Origin of the sequence: Mitsuokella multacida DSM 20544 (assembly GCF_000155955.1) — a bacterium.
Taxonomy (GTDB): domain Bacteria; phylum Bacillota; class Negativicutes; order Selenomonadales; family Selenomonadaceae; genus Mitsuokella; species Mitsuokella multacida.
In genome coordinates this window covers 31,013-49,039 of the sequence record NZ_GG697143.2, presented here as the reverse complement: position 1 = coordinate 49,039, position 18,027 = coordinate 31,013, and the positions used below count along the sequence as shown (strand labels likewise).

16 protein-coding genes are annotated in these 18,027 nt (G+C 59.3%); 1 reads left to right on the top strand and 15 read right to left on the bottom strand.

From position 1 onward, the window contains the following. Positions 1 to 64: 64 nt before the first annotated feature. From MITSMUL_RS10880 to MITSMUL_RS10850, 7 genes are all read right to left on the bottom strand, one after another. Positions 65 to 1,723, bottom strand: a complete 1,659-nt coding sequence (locus MITSMUL_RS10880) for an AAA family ATPase (RefSeq protein WP_005842665.1) — start codon at positions 1,721 to 1,723, stop codon at positions 65 to 67. Between the two features lie 112 nt (positions 1,724 to 1,835). Further along, positions 1,836 to 3,371: a glutamine-hydrolyzing GMP synthase gene (gene guaA / locus MITSMUL_RS10875; protein WP_005842661.1), complete on the bottom strand. Its 1,536-nt coding sequence runs from the start codon at positions 3,369 to 3,371 to the stop codon at positions 1,836 to 1,838. Positions 3,372 to 3,489: 118 nt separating this feature from the next. Continuing rightward, positions 3,490 to 3,963 carry a DUF805 domain-containing protein gene (locus tag MITSMUL_RS10870; protein WP_040636410.1) on the bottom strand — a complete coding sequence of 158 codons (474 nt, stop codon included), beginning with the start codon at positions 3,961 to 3,963 and terminating at the stop codon, positions 3,490 to 3,492. A 66-nt stretch (positions 3,964 to 4,029) separates the two neighbouring features. Beyond that, positions 4,030 to 4,623, bottom strand: a complete 594-nt coding sequence (locus MITSMUL_RS10865; RefSeq protein WP_005842657.1) for a regulatory protein RecX — start codon at positions 4,621 to 4,623, stop codon at positions 4,030 to 4,032. Then, positions 4,620 to 5,714, bottom strand: coding sequence for a recombinase RecA (recA, locus tag MITSMUL_RS10860; protein ID WP_040636409.1), 1,095 nt, complete (start codon positions 5,712 to 5,714; stop codon positions 4,620 to 4,622). Before recA ends, MITSMUL_RS10865 begins: the two co-directional genes overlap by 4 nt. Before the next feature lie 171 nt (positions 5,715 to 5,885). After that, positions 5,886 to 9,077 (bottom strand): efflux RND transporter permease subunit, encoded by a 3,192-nt coding sequence (locus MITSMUL_RS10855; protein WP_005842653.1) that lies wholly within the window; start codon positions 9,075 to 9,077, stop codon positions 5,886 to 5,888. Between the two features lie 13 nt (positions 9,078 to 9,090). Continuing rightward, positions 9,091 to 10,311, bottom strand: coding sequence for an efflux RND transporter periplasmic adaptor subunit (locus tag MITSMUL_RS10850; protein WP_005842652.1), 1,221 nt, complete (start codon positions 10,309 to 10,311; stop codon positions 9,091 to 9,093). A 242-nt stretch (positions 10,312 to 10,553) separates the two neighbouring features. Between MITSMUL_RS10850 and MITSMUL_RS10845 the strand changes: the two genes are divergently transcribed. Then, the gene (locus MITSMUL_RS10845; RefSeq protein ID WP_005842651.1) at positions 10,554 to 11,012 is read left to right on the top strand and encodes a MarR family winged helix-turn-helix transcriptional regulator; all 459 of its coding nucleotides are present in this window, start codon (positions 10,554 to 10,556) and stop codon (positions 11,010 to 11,012) included. A gap of 10 nt (positions 11,013 to 11,022) precedes the next feature. On the opposite strand, the gene MITSMUL_RS10840 is transcribed toward MITSMUL_RS10845, so the two are convergent. From MITSMUL_RS10840 to fabK, 8 genes are all read right to left on the bottom strand, one after another. Then, positions 11,023 to 11,832: an MBL fold metallo-hydrolase gene (locus tag MITSMUL_RS10840; RefSeq protein ID WP_040636408.1), complete on the bottom strand. Its 810-nt coding sequence runs from the start codon at positions 11,830 to 11,832 to the stop codon at positions 11,023 to 11,025. A gap of 103 nt (positions 11,833 to 11,935) precedes the next feature. Continuing rightward, positions 11,936 to 12,679, bottom strand: a complete 744-nt coding sequence (gene rnc / locus MITSMUL_RS10835) for a ribonuclease III (protein WP_005842649.1) — start codon at positions 12,677 to 12,679, stop codon at positions 11,936 to 11,938. Beyond that, on the bottom strand, positions 12,679 to 13,923 hold the full coding sequence (gene fabF, locus MITSMUL_RS10830; RefSeq protein WP_005842648.1) for a beta-ketoacyl-ACP synthase II: 1,245 nt from the start codon (positions 13,921 to 13,923) through the stop codon (positions 12,679 to 12,681). Before fabF ends, rnc begins: the two co-directional genes overlap by 1 nt. A gap of 63 nt (positions 13,924 to 13,986) precedes the next feature. Beyond that, entirely contained in the window at positions 13,987 to 14,931 is a 945-nt protein-coding gene (locus MITSMUL_RS10825) for an NAD(P)H-dependent flavin oxidoreductase (protein ID WP_036376000.1), read from the bottom strand. A gap of 83 nt (positions 14,932 to 15,014) precedes the next feature. Further along, positions 15,015 to 15,251, bottom strand: a complete 237-nt coding sequence (locus tag MITSMUL_RS10820) for an acyl carrier protein (protein ID WP_005842646.1) — start codon at positions 15,249 to 15,251, stop codon at positions 15,015 to 15,017. A 41-nt stretch (positions 15,252 to 15,292) separates the two neighbouring features. Then, positions 15,293 to 16,036: a 3-oxoacyl-[acyl-carrier-protein] reductase gene (fabG, locus tag MITSMUL_RS10815; protein WP_005842645.1), complete on the bottom strand. Its 744-nt coding sequence runs from the start codon at positions 16,034 to 16,036 to the stop codon at positions 15,293 to 15,295. A gap of 1 nt (position 16,037) precedes the next feature. Continuing rightward, on the bottom strand, positions 16,038 to 16,982 hold the full coding sequence (fabD, locus tag MITSMUL_RS10810; RefSeq protein WP_005842644.1) for an ACP S-malonyltransferase: 945 nt from the start codon (positions 16,980 to 16,982) through the stop codon (positions 16,038 to 16,040). 95 nt (positions 16,983 to 17,077) lie between these two features. Then, positions 17,078 to 18,025, bottom strand: a complete 948-nt coding sequence (fabK, locus tag MITSMUL_RS10805; RefSeq protein WP_005842643.1) for an enoyl-[acyl-carrier-protein] reductase FabK — start codon at positions 18,023 to 18,025, stop codon at positions 17,078 to 17,080. Between the last annotated feature and the right edge of the window lie 2 nt (positions 18,026 to 18,027).

Sequence of the window (18,027 nt, the reverse complement as noted above, 5' to 3'; positions counted from 1 at the left end):
TTTATCATGCATAGAAAAGACCTGCTTAAAACAAGCAGGTCTTTTCTATGCCACTATGCTATTTCTACACCAAGACAACCTGTTTGCCGCAAAAGGCGATGCCATACTTCAGGACTTTCTCGATGCCTCTTGCCTGAAAGTCAGCTTCATAACCTTTTTCGTCAATCTGACGACGTGCTTCCTGCGCTTTTTTTGTCAGTTCGTCCGGTGTGTCGGCTGCTTTGAATTCGAGGATGACGCCGCACTGCCCCCTGCGAGTTGGATAGATGGCCAGGTCGTATCGTCCCAAGCCGCTTTCTCGGTTCGACTTGACTTCGTACTCTGGGACGAGCAGGGTGGTCATGCCGAGCAATAAGCCGTGGTAGAAGGCTTCTCGATTTGCCGTATCGTATACGCTGGCTACTTTCATCAGGATGTCCTGTAAACCTCGGGCAAATGCTTGGGCATTCCCCGCCATGAGATTTTCCATGGTCGTCATCAGATACGACGTCGTCCGTCCCGGGCTCAGTCGGCTCAAGATCTCATTGCGGTAGATGCTGCGGACTTCTCTATTGGGGATGGCCAGCACGTAAATCCACGTGTCGATGACGAGGCGGCGAGAGACAATCTTGAGGTAGCCTGTCAGCAGCAGGATGGTGTAGAGTGCGTCTGGGTTGTCGGCAAGCTCTGGGTAAATCGCGTTCTCGGTCAGGACTGCTGTCACCGTCTGTCCTTGGATGAGGCGCAGCAGATTGTCCTCTTGGACGGTATCGGTCTGCTTGAGCAATTCGCCGAGCAGGACGTTCCCCGAGGTATGCGCCCAGTAGGGCTGTGGCTGGCCCTGCTCTTTGAAGAAGCAGAGCACCGACCATGGATTGTAGATTTCCTGCTCGCCAAAGCGGTAGCCGTCGTACCAGTCGTGAAGGACGGGCAGGACCGCCTCTTGCTGCTGTTCATGAGCCAGGGCGCGCACTTCTTCTGGCGTGAAGCCGATCCAATCGGCATACGTCCCGTTGATGACGCTGCTGACCTCGAGGTTGTTGAGGCCGCTGAAGATGCTCTCTTTCGCGATCCGCAGGACGCCCGTCAATACGGCAAAATCAAGAGATGGATTCGTCTTCAGCGCGGCACTGAGGAAATTCCGCATGAAAGCCATGCAGTCCTCATAGAAGCCGTGCTCCCACGCCTGCTGGACGGGAATGTCATACTCATCCAGCAAGAGGACCACAGGCTGATGATGGTAGCGCTTCATCATGTCCATGAGGCGGCGCAGGGCCTCCTCCATCTCGACAGGCGAGGCTTCTGCGTCATGGATGCGCTGGAAATAGCGGCGCTCAGCCCGCGAGAAGTCCGTGCCGTCCATCAGGTAGGCGTATTGGTCGTAGAGGTCGCTGAGCAGGAAACGGAATTTGGCCAGCATATCCGGCCAAGACCTGTGCTTGACGTCCTTCAAGGTCAGGAAGAGGACAGGGCGCCGCCCCTGCTCTGCCATGTATCGCTCGCCGGCGCTCTCAATGGCCAGGCCGCGAAAGAGCGCGCGATGCGCTTGCCCCTGCTCGGCTGCAAAGAAGTAATAGAACATGGAGAGGAAGAGTGTCTTGCCGAAGCGGCGCGGCCGTGTCAGCAGCAGGACTTCCCCGTGATTGTCGAGGAAGTCGCGTATCGCTAGGCTCTTGTCGACAAAATAGTATTCCCCTTTGCGAACTTTGGCAAAATCGTCGATGCCGATTGGCAATCCCTGCATGACCGCTCCCCCTTCCGTAAAATCCGTTCTCTACTCCATAGTATACGAGATATTCCGGACAAAAGAAAGGCCTGCTCAACACGAGCAGGCCTTCTGTATGCCAGTATGGCTCTTATTCGAATTCGATCGTTGCGGGCGGTTTGCCGGTGCAGTCGTAGAGCACGCGGTTGACGCCTTTGACTTCGTTGACGATGCGGCTCGTGGTCTTCTGCAGGACTTCCCACGGCAGCTGAGCGCTCTCGGCGGTCATGAAGTCACTCGTCATGACGGCGCGCAGGGCGATGGCGTAGTCGTAGGTGCGGCCGTCGCCCATGACGCCGACGCTGCGCATGTTCGTCAGCGCGGCGAAGTACTGGCCGAGACCTTCGACGCCGGCCTTGGCGACTTCCTCGCGGTAGATGGCGTCTGCTTCCTGGACGATCTTGACCTTCTCAGCCGTGACCTCACCGATGATGCGGATGCCGAGACCAGGGCCCGGGAACGGCTGGCGGCTCACGAGGTACTCCGGCAGGCCGAGCTCGCGGCCAGCGGCGCGCACTTCATCCTTGAAGAGCAGGCGCAGCGGCTCGACGATTTCCTTGAAGTCGACGAAGTCCGGCAGGCCGCCGACGTTGTGGTGGCTCTTGATGACGGCCGACTTGCCGAGGCCGCTCTCGATGACGTCCGGGTAGATCGTGCCCTGGACGAGGTAGTCGACGGCACCGATCTTCTTGGCCTCTTCCTCGAAGACGCGGATGAATTCCTCGCCGATGATCTTGCGCTTCTTCTCCGGCTCTGTCACGCCCTTGAGCTTCTCGTAGAAGCGGTCCTTGGCGTTGACGCGGATGAAGTTGAGGTCATACGGTCCTTCCGGTCCGAAGACGGCCTCGACCTGGTCGCCCTCGTCCTTGCGCAGCAGGCCATGGTCGACAAAGACGCAGGTCAGCTGCTTGCCGATGGCCTTGGAGAGCAGCACGGCTGCGACGGACGAATCGACGCCGCCCGACAGCGCACAAAGTGCCTTGCCCGTGCCGATCTTGGCCTTGAGCTCTGCGATCGTCGTCTTGACGAAGGAGTCCATCTTCCAGTCGCCCTTGCACTCGCAGACGCTGTAGACGAAGTTGTGGAGCATTTCCTTGCCCTGCTCCGTGTGCATGACTTCCGGGTGGAACTGCGTTGCGTAGAGGCGGCGCTCGGCGTTCTCCATCGCGGCGACCGGGCAGACTGGCGTGAAGGCCGTGACCGTGAAGCCTTCTGGCGCCTTGGCGATGTAGTCCGTATGGCTCATCCAGCAGATGCTCTTCTCGCGCACGCCTTCAAAGAGCTTCGAGCTCTTGCCCGCTTCATTGAGCGTGACTTCCGTCTTGCCGTACTCGCTCGTCGGCGCCGTCTCGACCTTGCCGCCGAGCAGATGTGCCATGAGCTGCGAGCCGTAGCAGATGCCGAGCACCGGGATGCCGAGGTTGAAGATCTCGGGGCTGCAGGTCACGGCATCTTCCGTGTAGACGCTGTTCGGGCCGCCCGTCAGGATGATGCCCTTCGGCGCCATCTCGCGGATCTTCTCCAGCGAAAGCGACTGCGGATGGACTTCGCAGTAGACATGGTTCTCGCGCACGCGGCGCGCGATGAGCTGATTGTACTGGCCACCGAAGTCCAGTACGAGAATCATTTCATTTACAGGCTTGCTCAAAATTTTTCCTCCCAAATAGAAACCTACTTTCTTTAAATTATAGCATAGGCGCAGCAAAAAAGAAACGCCGCAACTTGCGGCGTAACGTATCAGTTATTCAGTTCTCCAGCGGATCTTCGCCGTACTGGTTCGGGCCGTGCTTGCCGCGGATCAGCATGAGGCAGACGATCAGGAGCATCGTGAAGAGGTTGAGCGCCTGCACGACCTGTGCTTCCATGCTGTCCTCGGGCAGGTCCGCGATCAGGCGGAAGAAGAACGGCTGCAGGATGGCGATGACGAGGTAGACGATGGCCAGCGGCTGTCCCATGCCGAGGTCGTGGAGCCGACGCACGACGAGTGTGTAGATGGCGATGACCTCGACGATGGAAATCACGATGGCCGCCCCGTCGGCGACCGTCTTGCTGCCGAAGCCGCTGTAGAACAGCGTGTAGAGCAGTATGGCGACAAAGGTGCAGAAGAAGATGACACCGAACAGGCGCAGGATGAACGGCTTGCGGTTCAGCCTGCCCTGGCAGTTGAAGAACATCTCGCGCAGACTCTGCGCATCAAAGCGAACGTTAAGGCGTCCCATGGAATCCCTCATTTCTTGTGGTATCCGCACGGCAGAAAGCGGTACGGTGCTGGAAGCATGTTTATGTCAGAGCTCTCCGTCCTCGGAAAGTCCCTGACTCTTATATGTTTCGACAGCATCCCTCGCGGTTCCTGCTTCAAATCCCTTTTGGTAGAGATTGGCCATCATCTTCTGGCGCTCGGCGTCGCGCGGGTACTTGAGGGCGAGCACGCGCAGGGCGGCCTGTTTCTCGCGCTCATAGATGTCTCGTGGCCGACAGGCGTCGATGTCTTCCTTGGTGAAGCCACGCTGGCGGAGCTTGAGGCAGATCTGGCGCACGGAATTGCGGCTCTCATTGTAGAGGAAGGCAAACTGGCGCGCACACGCATCGGCATCGTTGAGGTAGTGGCGCTCCTTGAGGCGCGCGATGGCGCCCGCGATCTCCTCCTCACCGTAGCCCTTGCGCGCGAGCTTCTCCGAGAGCTTTGCCTCGCTGTACTCCTGGCGCGCGAGGATGTCAACAGCGGCTACGAGCGCCGTCTTCTCCGGCTTCTTCGGCTTCTCGACGGCTTCCCCATCGCTTGCCTCTGCCCTTCTCGTGCGCCCTCTGCGCGTGCGGCGGCGCGGGCGTGGCTGCTCTTCGTCAGATGACGAGCTCGCGTGGTAGCTGCGGTAAATCATGCTTCGTCATCCGCCGGGGCGCCCTCGCCCTGCTCGCGCTCTGCCTCGGCCTCAGCCTGCTTGAGCGAATCGCCCGCCTCGGGGTTCTCGAGCAGCTTGGCGCGGATCTTGGCCTCGATCTCCTCGCAGATGGCCGGCTGGTCGCGCAGGGACTGCTTGGCGTTTTCCTTGCCCTGTCCGAGGCGCGTGCCATTGTACGAGAACCAGGCACCGCTCTTGTCGACGATGTCGAGGTCGACGCCCATGTCGATGATGCTCGAGAGGCGCGAGACGCCCTCGCCGTACATGATGTCGAACTCTGCCGTGCGGAACGGCGGCGCGACCTTGTTCTTGACGACCTTGATGCGCGTGCGGTTGCCGATGACATCCTGGCCCTGCTTGATCGTGTCGATCTTGCGGACATCGAGGCGGACGGACGAGTAGAACTTCAGCGCGCGACCGCCCGTCGTCGTCTCCGGGTTGCCGAACATGACACCGACCTTCTCGCGGATCTGATTGATGAAGATGGCAGCCGTGCGGGACTTCGCGATGATGCCCGTGAGCTTGCGCATGGCCTGGCTCATGAGGCGGGCCTGCAGTCCGACGTGGCTGTCGCCCATGTCGCCCTCGATCTCGGCCTTCGGCACGAGTGCGGCGACGGAGTCGACGACGATGATGTCGATGGCACCGCTGCGTACGAGCGCGTCAACGATGTCGAGTGCCTGCTCGCCCGTATCCGGCTGGGAGATCAGCAGATCATCGATGTTGACGCCGAGCTTCGCGGCATAGACCGGGTCGAGCGCATGCTCGGCATCGATGAAGGCGGCGATGCCGCCGTTCTTCTGTGCCTCAGCGATCATGTGCAGGGTGACCGTCGTCTTACCGGAAGACTCTGGGCCGTAGACCTCGATGATGCGGCCGCGCGGGATGCCGCCGACGCCGAGGGCGATGTCGAGCGGCAGGATGCCCGTCGGGATGACCTCGATGTCCATGTGTGCCTTGGCATCGCCGAGGCGCATGATCGAGCCCTTGCCGAAGTCCTTCTCGATCTTCTTCAGCGCGTTCTCGAGCGCTTCCTGTTTGCTTGCTGCTTCTTTCTTATCTGCTGCCATGTAGTTCTCTCCTTTCATGACAAACCATAGTGATTGACGCATCTATGTTGACTCATTCGATTCCAGAGCATAGGGGTCAGTATATTCCCATTATAGCAAAAGAGACACCTTCCTGACAAGGAAGGTGTCCCTTCTATGAATGGCCCATCGATAGCTCGATGGAGCACGGTATTACATGTAATCAGCCGAGGATTTCTTGCGCTCCTGCTTGAGCAGGCCGAGCTTGGCGGCAATCCACTCCATGGCCACGAAGAACACAGGAATCAGGAAGATACCCATGGCCGTCGCGAAGAGCATGCCGCCGACGACGGCAACGCCCATGCCGTTACGCGCTGCAGCACCGGCGCCCGTAGCGATGGCCAGCGGGATACAGCCGATGATGAAGGCGAACGACGTCATGAGGATTGGGCGCAGGCGCAGGCCAGCAGCTTCGATGGCTGCCTTGACTGGCTCCATGCCGCGGTCGACACGGACCTTCGCGAACTCGACGATCAGGATGGCGTTCTTGGCCGCGAGACCGATGATCGCGATGATACCGATCTGCATGTAGACGCTGTCCTGGAGGCCGGCGTTCTGGTGGCCGAACATCGCCTCGATGATGGAGAGGCCGTACTCGGAGACGAGGGCGCCAAAGATGCCCGTCGGCACCGTCAGGAGGACGGCGAACGGGACGCTCCAGCTCTCGTAGAGAGCGGCAAGGCAGAGGAAGACGAAGACGAGTGAGAGCACGAGGACCTGCATCGTCGAGTTCGAAGCCTTGGCCTCCTCACGGCTCTGACCGGACCACTCGATGTTGAAGCCCGTGCCAGCGTTCGCCTGGACGACTTCCTTGATGGCATTCATGGCCTGTCCAGAGGAATAGCCATTGCCCGTCTGGCCCGTGATCTGGATGGAGCGCGTGCCATTGAAGCGAGAGATGCTCGACGGGCCCGACGTGAGTTTTGGGCGCAGCAGCGTGTCGAGTGGGACCATCGTGCCCTTGCTCGACTTGACGAAGATGAACTTCATCTGGTCGGTCGAGCTGCGATAGTCGTTGTCGGCCTGCAGCATGACCTTATAGCTGCGACCGAAGCGGTTGAAGTCGTTGACCTGATAGCCGCCGTAGTTGACCTGCATGGCCGTGAAGACATCCGAGAGCTGGATGCCGAGGTTCTTGACCTTCTCGCGGTCGACCTCATACTGGACGACTGGCGAGCCGACAGAATACGTCGAGCGCACGCCGGCGAGTTCCGGGCGCTGGTTGGCCTCTGCGACGATCTTCTTGGTGACGTCGTTGAGTTCTGTCTCACTGTGGCCCGTCATATCCTGCAGCTGGAGCGTCCAGCCGCCCGTCATGCCGAGGCCCGGCAGAGCCGGCGGGTTCATGGCAATGACTGTCGCCTCCGGCGCAACCTTGGCGCCGATGCCAAAGGCCGTGCGCACGGCCGCATCGACCGACGAGGCCGCATCCTCACGCTGTGACCAGTCCTTCATGCCGACGACGATCATGCCGGCACTAGATGAGGAGCCACCCGAAAGCGGCGAGAAGCCCGTGATGGCCATCGTGCTCTGCAGGCCCTTGACGTTCTCCATCATGGCGACGTTGAGCTTGTCGATAACGGCCTGCGTGCGGTTGGCCGAGGTGCCATCCGGCATCTCGACGGCTGCGAACATGTAGCCCTGGTCCTCATTCGGGACGAAGGTCGAAGGCAGATTCTTGTAGATGATGCCGGCACAGCCCGAGACGATCAGCAGGAAGATGATTGCCAGGCGCGAGTGGCGGATGAACTTCGCCACGATGCCGACGTAGCCGCGCTTCATGCGCTCGAACCATTCGTTGAACTTGACGAAGAAGCGGCCGAGCACGCCCTCGTCGTCCTTCTCCGTGTGCTTCTTGAGCATCATCGCACAGAGTGCTGGCGTCAGCGTCAGGGCCACGAAGGCCGAGAGGCAGACCGAGACGGCAATCGTCAGAGCGAACTGCCGGTAGAGGACACCCGTCATGCCACCGAGGAAGGCAACCGGCACGAAGACGGCCGAGAGGACGATGGCGATGGCGACGACTGGTCCCTGGACTTCATCCATGGCGCGCTCCGTCGCATCGATAGGCGTCAGGCCCTCTTCCATGTGCTTCTCGACGTTCTCGATGACGACGATGGCATCGTCGACGACGAGGCCGATGGCAAGGACCATCGCAAAGAGTGTCAATGTGTTGATCGTGAAGTCGAGCACGATGAACGCGCCGAGCGTACCAATCAGGGAGACCGGCACCGCGAGCAACGGGATGATCGTCGCGCGCCAGTTCTGCAGGAAGATGAAGATGACAAAGACGACGAGCAGCAGTGCCTCGAGGAACGTCATGAGGACCTCCTCGATGGACGCGCTGATGTAGCTCGTGGAGTCAAAGATGGTCGACATCTGCATGCCCGGCGGCAGCGTCTCCTTCGCTTCATCAAAGACCTTGCGGACTTCACTGATGGTCTTCATGGCGTTGGCATCACTCGTGAGCTTGATACCGAAGCCGACAGCCGGATAGCCGTTGAACTTCGAGATGATGGCTTCCGACTGGGAGCCCGTCTCGATCTTCGCAACATCCTTGAGGCGGACGAACTGGCCGTCACCGTTCGACTTGATGATGACGTTGCCGAATTCCTCCGGCGTCGTCAGGCGGCCTTCGATCTTGCCGGACATCTGCTTTTCCTGGCCGTTGTTGACCGGCATGGCGCCGACCGTACCGGCCGGGGCCTGGACGTTCTGCTCCTTGATGGCAGCCGAGACGTCGGCGACCGTAAGGCCCAGCTCTGCGAGCTTGTCTGGATTGAGCCAGACGCGCATCGCGTAGTCGGAGCCGAATACCTGGACATCGCCGACGCCGTTGATGCGCTTGAGCTTATCGAGCAGGTAGATCGTCGCGTAGTTCTTCATGAAGGCACGGTCATACGTGCCGTCCGGCGAATAGAATGACATCATGTACGCCATATCATTCGTCGATTTCTTGGTCGTGACACCGACCTGCTGGACCTCAGACGGCAGCTGGCTCGTCGCCGAAGCAACGTTGTTCTGCACCTTGACCGAGTCCATGTCGCCATCCGTGCCGACCTCGAACGTGACCGACAGGCTGTAGCGGCCCGTATCATCGGAGGTTGAGGACATGTAATCCATGCCCTGCGTGCCGTTGACCTGGTCCTCGACGATCTGCGCAACCGTCTGGTTGACGACGGCCGCACTCGCGCCCGTGTACGACGTGCTGACGCTGACCGTCGGCGGCGAGATCTGCGGATACTGCGCGATTGGCAGCTGCGTTGCCGCAATGGAGCCGGCGATGACGATAATCAGCGAGATGACAATGGCGAATATCGGGCGGTGGATAAAGAATTTAGACAAGACGCCGCCCCCTTTAGCTGTTGCTGTCGCCGCTGTTTGCTTCCGAAGAAGTCATCGTGTCAAACGGCGTCGTATCCTCATCGAACGAGAAGCCCATCTCTTCCGGAGTCACCATCGTGACGGCAAGATCCTTGCCCTCCGTCAGGCTCGAGAGGCCCTCGACGACGACCGTGTCGTTCGCAGAGAGGCCGCTCTTGACGATGTAGTAGCTGCCGATCTGCTGACCGAGCTCAATGCTGCGCGACTCCGATTTGCCATCAGCGCCGACAACCATGACAAACGTCTTGTCGAGCAACTGCTGGACGGCGCGCTGCGGCACGAGGATGGCATTCGGGATCGTCTCGCCCGTGAGCTTGACGCGCGCGAACATGCCCGGCAGCAGCAGGCCGTTCGGGTTCGGGAAGAGTGCCTTGACCGTCAGCGTGCCTGTGTTCTGAGCGAGTGCGCGGTCGGCCTGTACGATGCGTCCGTCCATCGGGTACGTCGAGCCATCGGAGAGCTTGACCGTGACGTCAAGCGCATCGCCCGAGCCACTCTGCATGGACTGGATGTTGCGGAACTTCAGGTACTCGGCTTCCGAGATGCTGAACTGCACGAAGACCGGGTCGATCGTACCGATGGTCACGAGGTTCGTGTTGCCGGCCGTGGCAAACGTGCCGACGGCGACATCATCGACGGAGACCTGGCCCGACATCGGCGCGTAGACGACCGTATCGTCGAGGTCCTGCTGTGCCTTCTGCACGAGTGCCTCATTGGCAGCAGTCGCGGCCGAGTAGGCATTGACATTGGCCTGCTGCGTCGTCACCGTCTGCTCCGAGATGGCGTCAGCTGCGAGTAGCGACTGGTCGCGGTAGAGATCGGTCTGCGCATTCGAGAGCGTTGCCTGCGACTGCGCGAGGTTTGCCTGTGCCTGCAGAACGGCCGACTCATACTGGCGCGAGTCGAGTCGGTAGAGCGGCTGGCCGGCTTCGACATGGTCGCCGCCGTGGAAGTACTTCTCGACAATCTTGCCGGAGACCTTCGACTGGACCTTGACCTCATCTCGGCCGACAACCTGACCAGCGTACTCGCTGCTGACCGGCGCGTCCTGCTGCAGGACCTTCATGGCCTTGACCTGGGTCGCTCCCGCTGCCTGTTGCTGCTGCTTCGCGCCGCAGCCTGAGAGGAGCACCGTGGCCGAGAGTGCCAAGGTCAGCATGAGCGCCAGCGGTTTCTTGTTCTTCGCAAAAAACAAAGAGATAACCTCCTTTTTGGTGATATCTGACGATACCTTCCCTACTTTCCCCTATTTACTGGGTCTTACTCTGCGATTAGTAAATAAATGTTTACTATTAACGCATCTTATAGTATAGTATATCTATAGAAAAGTCAAGAAAAACCACCTTATATTTGAACGGTCTCATTCAATTTTAATTCTAATTTTTTCATCCGTTTCTTTTTTGACGCGATTATCGCAAGATCAGAAGGAGTTTTACCATGACGATGTCATTGTCATTCCCAGAGTCCTCTGCCGAGATCTCTTCGGCTTTCATTGAGACACTTGTGCTCATCCACCGCAACTTCTACCGCAACCTGACGACACCCGTGCCGCTCAACCAGTTCGCGACGCTCATGACGCTGCGCCTCGAGAAGCAGGCGACGCTTTCTGAAGTTGGGCATCGCCTGCAGATCTCGAAGCAGCAGATGACAAACATCTGCGACAAGCTGCAGCAGGCGGGTCTCATCACGAAGCGGCAGGATAGCGAGGACCGACGCCGCACGCTCATCTCGATGACGAGCGCGGGCGACAAGATCCTCGACGACCAGAATGAGATCGTGCGCCAGAAGTTCCTCAGTAGCCTCCGCGGGCTCAGCGAAGAGGAGCGCACAGAGCTCCACCACTCCATCATGAACCTCAACCACTACATCGAGAAGATGGCCTCAACGCCCCGCTGAACCGCCTGCCTCAGCCGAGCTCGATCACGTCGAGGTCATCCGGCACGAAGGCGTTGCCGTGGTAGTATTCCTTCGCCTCGGCCGTATACGCCTGCTTGCGGGTCGCGATGCTCTTGTCCTCCGTGTGGTAGAGCACGAGGTTCTTGACGCCGAGCTTCTCGGCGAGCTCGCTGGCCTCCTTGACCGTCGAGTGGTTCTTCTCGTACGGCTTGAATGTATCGCGGTCGCCGTACTTGCAGAAGGCTTCGGCGAGCAGCCAGTCCGCGCCCTTGGCGTAGGCTTCATCGTGCTCGTTGTAGGGCTCATCGCCGAGGCAGGTGAAGCGCAGGCCGTCAGCAAAGCGCAGCTCGTAGCCGAACTGCTTTGCCTTCGTCGAGAGGATGTCGAAGGCCGTGAGCTGGACGCCCTCGAAATTGACGACGGAGCCGTCCTTGAGCTCGTGCAGGAAGATGCTCGTGCCCACGCGCGCGAAGTCCTTCTTCTTGAGGGTCATCTTCGTCATCGTCAGCAGCATCTCGCGCACGACGTCGTGGCAGTAGATGTGGAACTCGCCCTCGTACTTGCCCTTGTTCATGAGGTCTGCGACCTTGCGCATGACCCAGATGACGCCGAGCACGTGGTCCGTGTGGCCGTGTGTGACGAACATATGATGGCACTTCTGGTAGTCGAAGCCCGTGAGCTCCAGCTGGCGCAGGATGCCGTTGCCGCCGCCCGCATCCGTCAGGAACAGCGCACCGTCGTCCAGCGTCACGTAGAAGCACGTGTTGTAGCATTTCGTCACCATGGCATTGCCCGTGCCGAGCATCGTAAGTTTTCTCATGATATGGCCTCCCATCAAAATCAATCTAGTTCCATTATAAAACAAAGGTGCTGATAATGTCAGCACCTTGTTTTTTGCTTTTTTGATTGACGCAAGCGCGCACTCAGCGCTTTTTCTGCGTGTGCGGGGCAATCTTCTCGAGAGCGCGGCGAGCAGCGTGCTGCTCCGCCTCTTTCTTGCTGTGTCCCGTGCCTTCGCCCATGACCTTGCCCGTCACGCGCACGCGGAAGGTGAATTCCTTGGCGTGGTCGGGGCCGGACTCGGAGACAAGCTCATAGGCGATGCTCTGACCTTCCTTGCGGAAGACGATCTCCTGCAGGATGGTCTTGTAGTCCTTGAGGATGGCGCCGTGCTCGGCGTTCTCGAACTCGCCGCGGAGCTGGCGCACGACATAGGCCTGCGCCGCCTCCCATCCCTGGTCGAGGTAGACCGCGCCGATGACGGCCTCGAAGACGTCCTCGAGGTTCGTCTGGCGCGTGCGGCCGCCGCCCATCTCCTCGCCGCGTCCCAAGAGCAGGTAATCGCCGAGATGCAGGCCGGTCGCGAGCTTGGCGAGTGTCGTCGAGCAGACAATGCTCGCGCGCGTCTTCGTGAGCTCGCCTTCCGGCATCTCCGGGAAGTGCTCATAAAGATATGTGCTGGAGGCAAGCTCCAGCACAGCATCTCCCAAGAATTCGAGACGTTCGTTATGGGCCGTGTTCCGCTTCGACTCATTGGCATACGAGGTATGCGTCAGGGCCTGGTCGAGAAGAGCGATATCGTGGAACGTCACGCCGAGGCGCTCTGAGAGCACCAGCAGCTGCTGACGGCGCGCTTCTCCTTCCGTCCGAACGTTTCCCATAGGCATTACTCCGTGTACTTCTTCATGACGATGCACGCATTGTGACCGCCAAAGCCGAAGTTGTTCGAGATGGCCGCGCGGACCTTCTTCGCACGCGCCTTGTTCGGTACGTAGTCGAGGTCGAGGCCCTCGTCCGGCGTCTCGTAGTTGATCGTCGGCGGCATCATGTCGCGCTCGACCGTCAGTGCCGTGGCAACTGCCTCAATACCGCCGGCAGCGCCGAGCAGATGGCCCGTCATCGACTTGATGGACGAGACGGAGACGTCCTTCGCATGCTCGCCCCAGACGGCCTTGATGGCCAGCGACTCGCCCTCATCGTTGAGGTGCGTCGACGTGCCGTGCGCGTTGACGTAGTCGACGTCAGCGGCCTGCAGGCCGGCATCGTCGATGGCCAGCTGCATGCACTTCGCCTGATACTCGCCGCCCGGAGCGGGGCTCGTCATGTGGTAGGCGTCGGAGTTCGCGCCGTAGCCGGCGAGCTCTGCGTAGATGTGCGCGCCGCGCGCCTTGGCATGCTCGAGGCTCTCGAGGATGACGAGGCCAGCGCCCTCGCCCATGACGAAACCGCTGCGGTTCTTGTCGAACGGGCGCGATGCGTGTTCCGGATCATCGTTATGATCCATGCAGAGCGCCTTCATCGCAGCGAAGCCTGCGACAGCCGCCTGGCTGATGGCTGCTTCCGTGCCGCCGGCGACCATGACATCGGCCTTGCCTTCCTGGATGACACGGAAAGCATCGCCGATGCAGTTCGTGCCCGTTGCGCAAGCCGTGACGACGCACGAGGACGGACCGTGGAGCTTATAGGTGATGGCGACCTGGCCGGCAGCAAGGTTCGCAATCATCATCGGGATGAAGAACGGGCTGATGCGGCTCGGTCCCTTGTCAAAGAGCTTCTTGTACTGAGCGTGCATCGTCTCGATGCCGCCGATGCCCGCGCCGATGTACGTGCCGATGCGGTCGCGGTCTTCCTTCTCGAGATTGAGACCAGCATCCTCGATTGCCAGCTTTGCCGCTGCGACAGCGAACTGTGCATAGCGGTCCATGCGCTTGGACTCCTTCTTGTCGATGTAGTCCGTCGGCTCAAAGCCCTTGACCTCACCCGCGATCTGTGCACCGTACTCCGACGCATCAAAACGGGTAATCTTGCCGATGCCGTTCTTGCCTTCCATGAGGCCTTCCCAGAATGCGTCCTTACCGATACCGATTGGGGTGATGGCCCCCAGGCCCGTAATTACTACGCGTTTACTCAAAACAATGACTCCCCTCTAATTCTTGATCTTGCTATACCCCATAGCGCCAAGCGGCGCCCAGGATCAATCTGCAGCTTCTGCTTCTCTCTTGAGCTGCTCGAAAATCTCGTGCACCGACAGGATCTTGTCGATGCGCGGCATGTATTCACCCGTGAAGACGAGGCCCGTCTCCACATCGCCCTGCTGCGCGCGGATCAGCGCGCGGATGATGCAGAAATTATGCTTGCAGGCCTTGAGGCATGCATCGCACGTCTTCGGCGGCACAGGACCCTCGAGGACCCTTGCCGAGAACGGCGTGCGCACGGCGCGGCCTGGCAGGCCGACCGGGCTGTGGATGACGACGATGTCTTCCGGCTTCGATTTCAGATAGTATTCTTTGAGGGCCGGCGCTGCGTTGGATTCCTCCGAGGCAGCAAAGCGAGAGCCCATCTGGACGCCTGCTGCGCCCATCTTTATCAGATCAACGATGTCCTGGCCATGAAGGACGCCACCGGCCGCGATGACCGGGATCTTGACCGCTGCGCTGACATCCGAGATGAGATCACGTACCGACGTGTTCGTCCCGAGATGACCGCCAGCCTCCTTGCCCTCCAGCACGATAGCTGCTGCACCAAGACGCTCCGAGATTTTAGCTAATTTTACAGAAGAAACAATCGGGACAATTGGTGTCCCGGACTCCTTGCCAAGGCCAAACATATCGCGTGAAAAGCCTGCACCTGCTACAACGAGATCGATGCCCTCATCGATGGCCGTTTTGACAATGCCTGCAAAATCACGGGCAGCAACCATGATGTTGATGCCGATGATACCAGATGTGAGCGAACGTGCGAGCCTGATCTCATAACGCAGTTCGTCGTGGCTCATGCCAGATGCAGCGATGAGGCCGATACCGCCCTCGTTCGCAACGGCTGCGGCCAGACGGGCCGTTGACAAGCGGATTGCCATACCACCCTGCTGGATCGGTAAACGTGCAATCTTGTTGCCAATCTTAAGCTCTGGAAGTTTCAATGTTACTCCTCCAATCATTTTACCTCTTAAGAAAATCCCGCGAAGCAACTTCACGGGATTCTCAAAAGGTAAGACGCTCAATCTTATTTGTCCTTGTGCTGGTCAATGTAGGTAACTACATCCTGAACAGTCTTGATCTTCTCAGCAGCCTCGTCCGGAATCTCAATGTTGAATTCCTCTTCGAAAGCCATGATCAGCTCAACGATATCCAGGGAATCAGCGCCCAAATCATCGATGAAGGTAGAATCGATTGCGACCTCGTCCGGCTCAACGCCCAGCTGCTCAACAACGATATCTCTAACTTTTTCAAAAGTCGACATGAAGTTTCACCTCCTTAAATTAGTATCCTAATATAGTTATATCACATAACCATGCCGCCGTCTACATTGACGACCTGACCAGTGATATAGGATGAACAATCCGATACGAGGAAAAGTACGGCATTGGCGACGTCTTCTGGACGTCCCATCTTGCGCATCGGGATCTCCTGGACCATCGCGTCCTTGACTTTGTCCGAGAGGACTGCCGTCATATCCGTATCAATGAAGCCCGGGGCGACCATGTTGACCGTGACGCCGCGCGCCGCGAGTTCCTTGGCGGCCGACTTCGAGAAGCCGAGCACGCCAGCCTTCGCTGCCGCGTAGTTTGTCTGGCCGGCATTGCCCATGAGGCCGACGACCGAGCTCATGTTGACGATGCGGCCGCTGCGCTTCTTCATCATGATCTTCGCCGCTGCCTTCGTGCAGTAGAAAACGCCCTTGAGGTTCGTATCGATGACGGCATCGAAATCCTCATCCTTCATGCGGATGAGCAGTCCGTCGCGCGTGATGCCGGCGTTGTTGACGAGGATGTCAACCGTGCCGAACGCTTCGATGACCTTCGCGAACATTTCGTCCACTGCTGCGCTGTCTGCCACATTGGCCTTGACGAGGATTGCCTCGCCGCCGTTCTTCTCGATCTCGCCCTTGACTTCCTCAGCAGCCTTCTGGTTGCCTGCGAAGTTGATGGCGACTTTAGCGCCCTCCGAAGCGAGCCGGATGGCGATGGCACGACCGATACCGCGCGACGCACCCGTCACGAGTGCGACCTTTCCATCTAAAAGCATATTAACGAACCTCCTTCAAATAGTCAAGCGTTTTTTGCAAACTTTCAAGGTTTTCGACATTGAGACTCTTGATGGAACGGTCGATGCGGCGGTTGAAACCGCAGAGCGTCTTGCCCGGTCCAGCCTCGACGAACGTGTCGGCGCCAAAGGCCTGCATCGTCTTGACACAGGCGATCCAGCGGACCGGATGGTCAGCCTGTGCGACGAGGTTCGCCTTGATTTCCTCCGCCTTCGTCTCCAGCTCACCCGTGAAATTCGAGACAACGGGGAACGCTGCATCGTGGATGGCGACCTTATCGAGCTCTGCGGCGAGCTTCTCAGCGGCCGGCTTCATGAGCGTCGAATGGAACGGTGCGGAGACCGGCAGCACGACGGCCTTCTTGGCCCCAGCTGCCTTGAGCTCCTCTACGGCCTTCTCCACGCCATGCGTCGTGCCGGCGATGACCGTCTGCCCCGGGCAGTTGAAGTTGACCGGCTGGACCTCGCCCGCCTCTTTCGTTGCCTTCTCGCAGGCTGCAGCAATCGCCTCGTCATCGAGGCCGATGATGGCTGCCATGCCGCCCTCGCCTACGGGGACGGCCTCCTGCATGTACTGACCGCGCTTGTGGACGAGTGCGACGGCATCCTTAAAGGAGAGGACGCCTGCTGCGACAAGGGCCGAATACTCGCCGAGGCTATGGCCGCCAGCGACATCCGGCTGCACGCCGTGCTCCTTGAGGATCTCATTGACGATAACGCTGACCGTCAGGATGGCGGGCTGCGTGTTGGCCGTGAGCTTGAGATCGTCTGCCGGGCCCTCGAAGCACATGTCCTTGATGGAGTATCCTAACGCCTCGTCAGCTTCAGCGAAGAGTCTTTTGGCGACATCATACTGTTCGAAAAGGTCCTTGCCCATCCCGACAGCCTGAGCGCCCTGACCCGGAAATACGAATGCGAGTTTGTTCACGTTTCACTACCCCCTGCTCTATCTTCTCTTGTAAGTAATCATGTTATATTATTGCGTGTTCGATTCTTATATATTATGGTATGATAACTGCTTGCTTATTTGCAGTCGTTCTCGATTGTCTCGATGACGCCCGGCAGACCATTGATGATGTCCTCGATGATCGTCTTGACCGGCTTGATGTCGTTGAGCATGCCGGAGATCTCGCCGATCATGACGGAGCCGTTGTCGACATCGCCCTCATGCGTAGCGCGGTGCAGGGAGCCGACGCCGAGCTTCTCGAGCTCTTCTGCTGGAGCACCGGCTGCCTCGAGTTCCTGGTACTTGCGCGTAAGCTTGTTGTGGAGCACGCGTGCCGGATGGCCGAGCGTGCGACCCGTGACGACCGTCGAACGGTCTTTCGCCTTAAGGACCATCTTCTTGTAGTTCGGATGAGCGATACACTCCTCGCTCACGACGAAGCGAGAGCCCATCTGGACGGCCTGTGCGCCGAGCGCGAAGGCTGCTGCCATGCCGCGCGAATCCGCGATGCCGCCTGCACCGATGACCGGCACATCGACAGCGTCGACGATCTGCGGCACGAGGGCCATCGTCGTGATCTCACCGATGTGGCCACCCGACTCCGTGCCCTCTGCGATCAGAGCATCGACGCCGCAGCGCACGAGGCGCTTCGCGAGCGCGACCGAAGCGACGACCGGGATGACCTTCGCGCCGATCTCCTTGAGCGCCGGCACGTACTCGCCCGGGTTGCCAGCACCCGTCGTGACGACCTGTACTTTCTCCTCGACGACGACCTGCATGACTTCCTTGACATACGGGCTCATGAGCATGACATTGACGCCGAACGGCTTGTCCGTCCAGCTCTTGCACTTCTGGATCTCTGCACGCAGGATCTCTGGCGGCATGTGGCCGGCACCGATGATGCCGAGACCGCCGGCGTTCGAGACAGCCGAGGCGAGCTCAGCCGTGCCGATCCAGGCCATGCCACCCTGGAAGATTGGATACTTTATGTTGAGTAACTTACAGATTGCATTATTTTCAAACATCA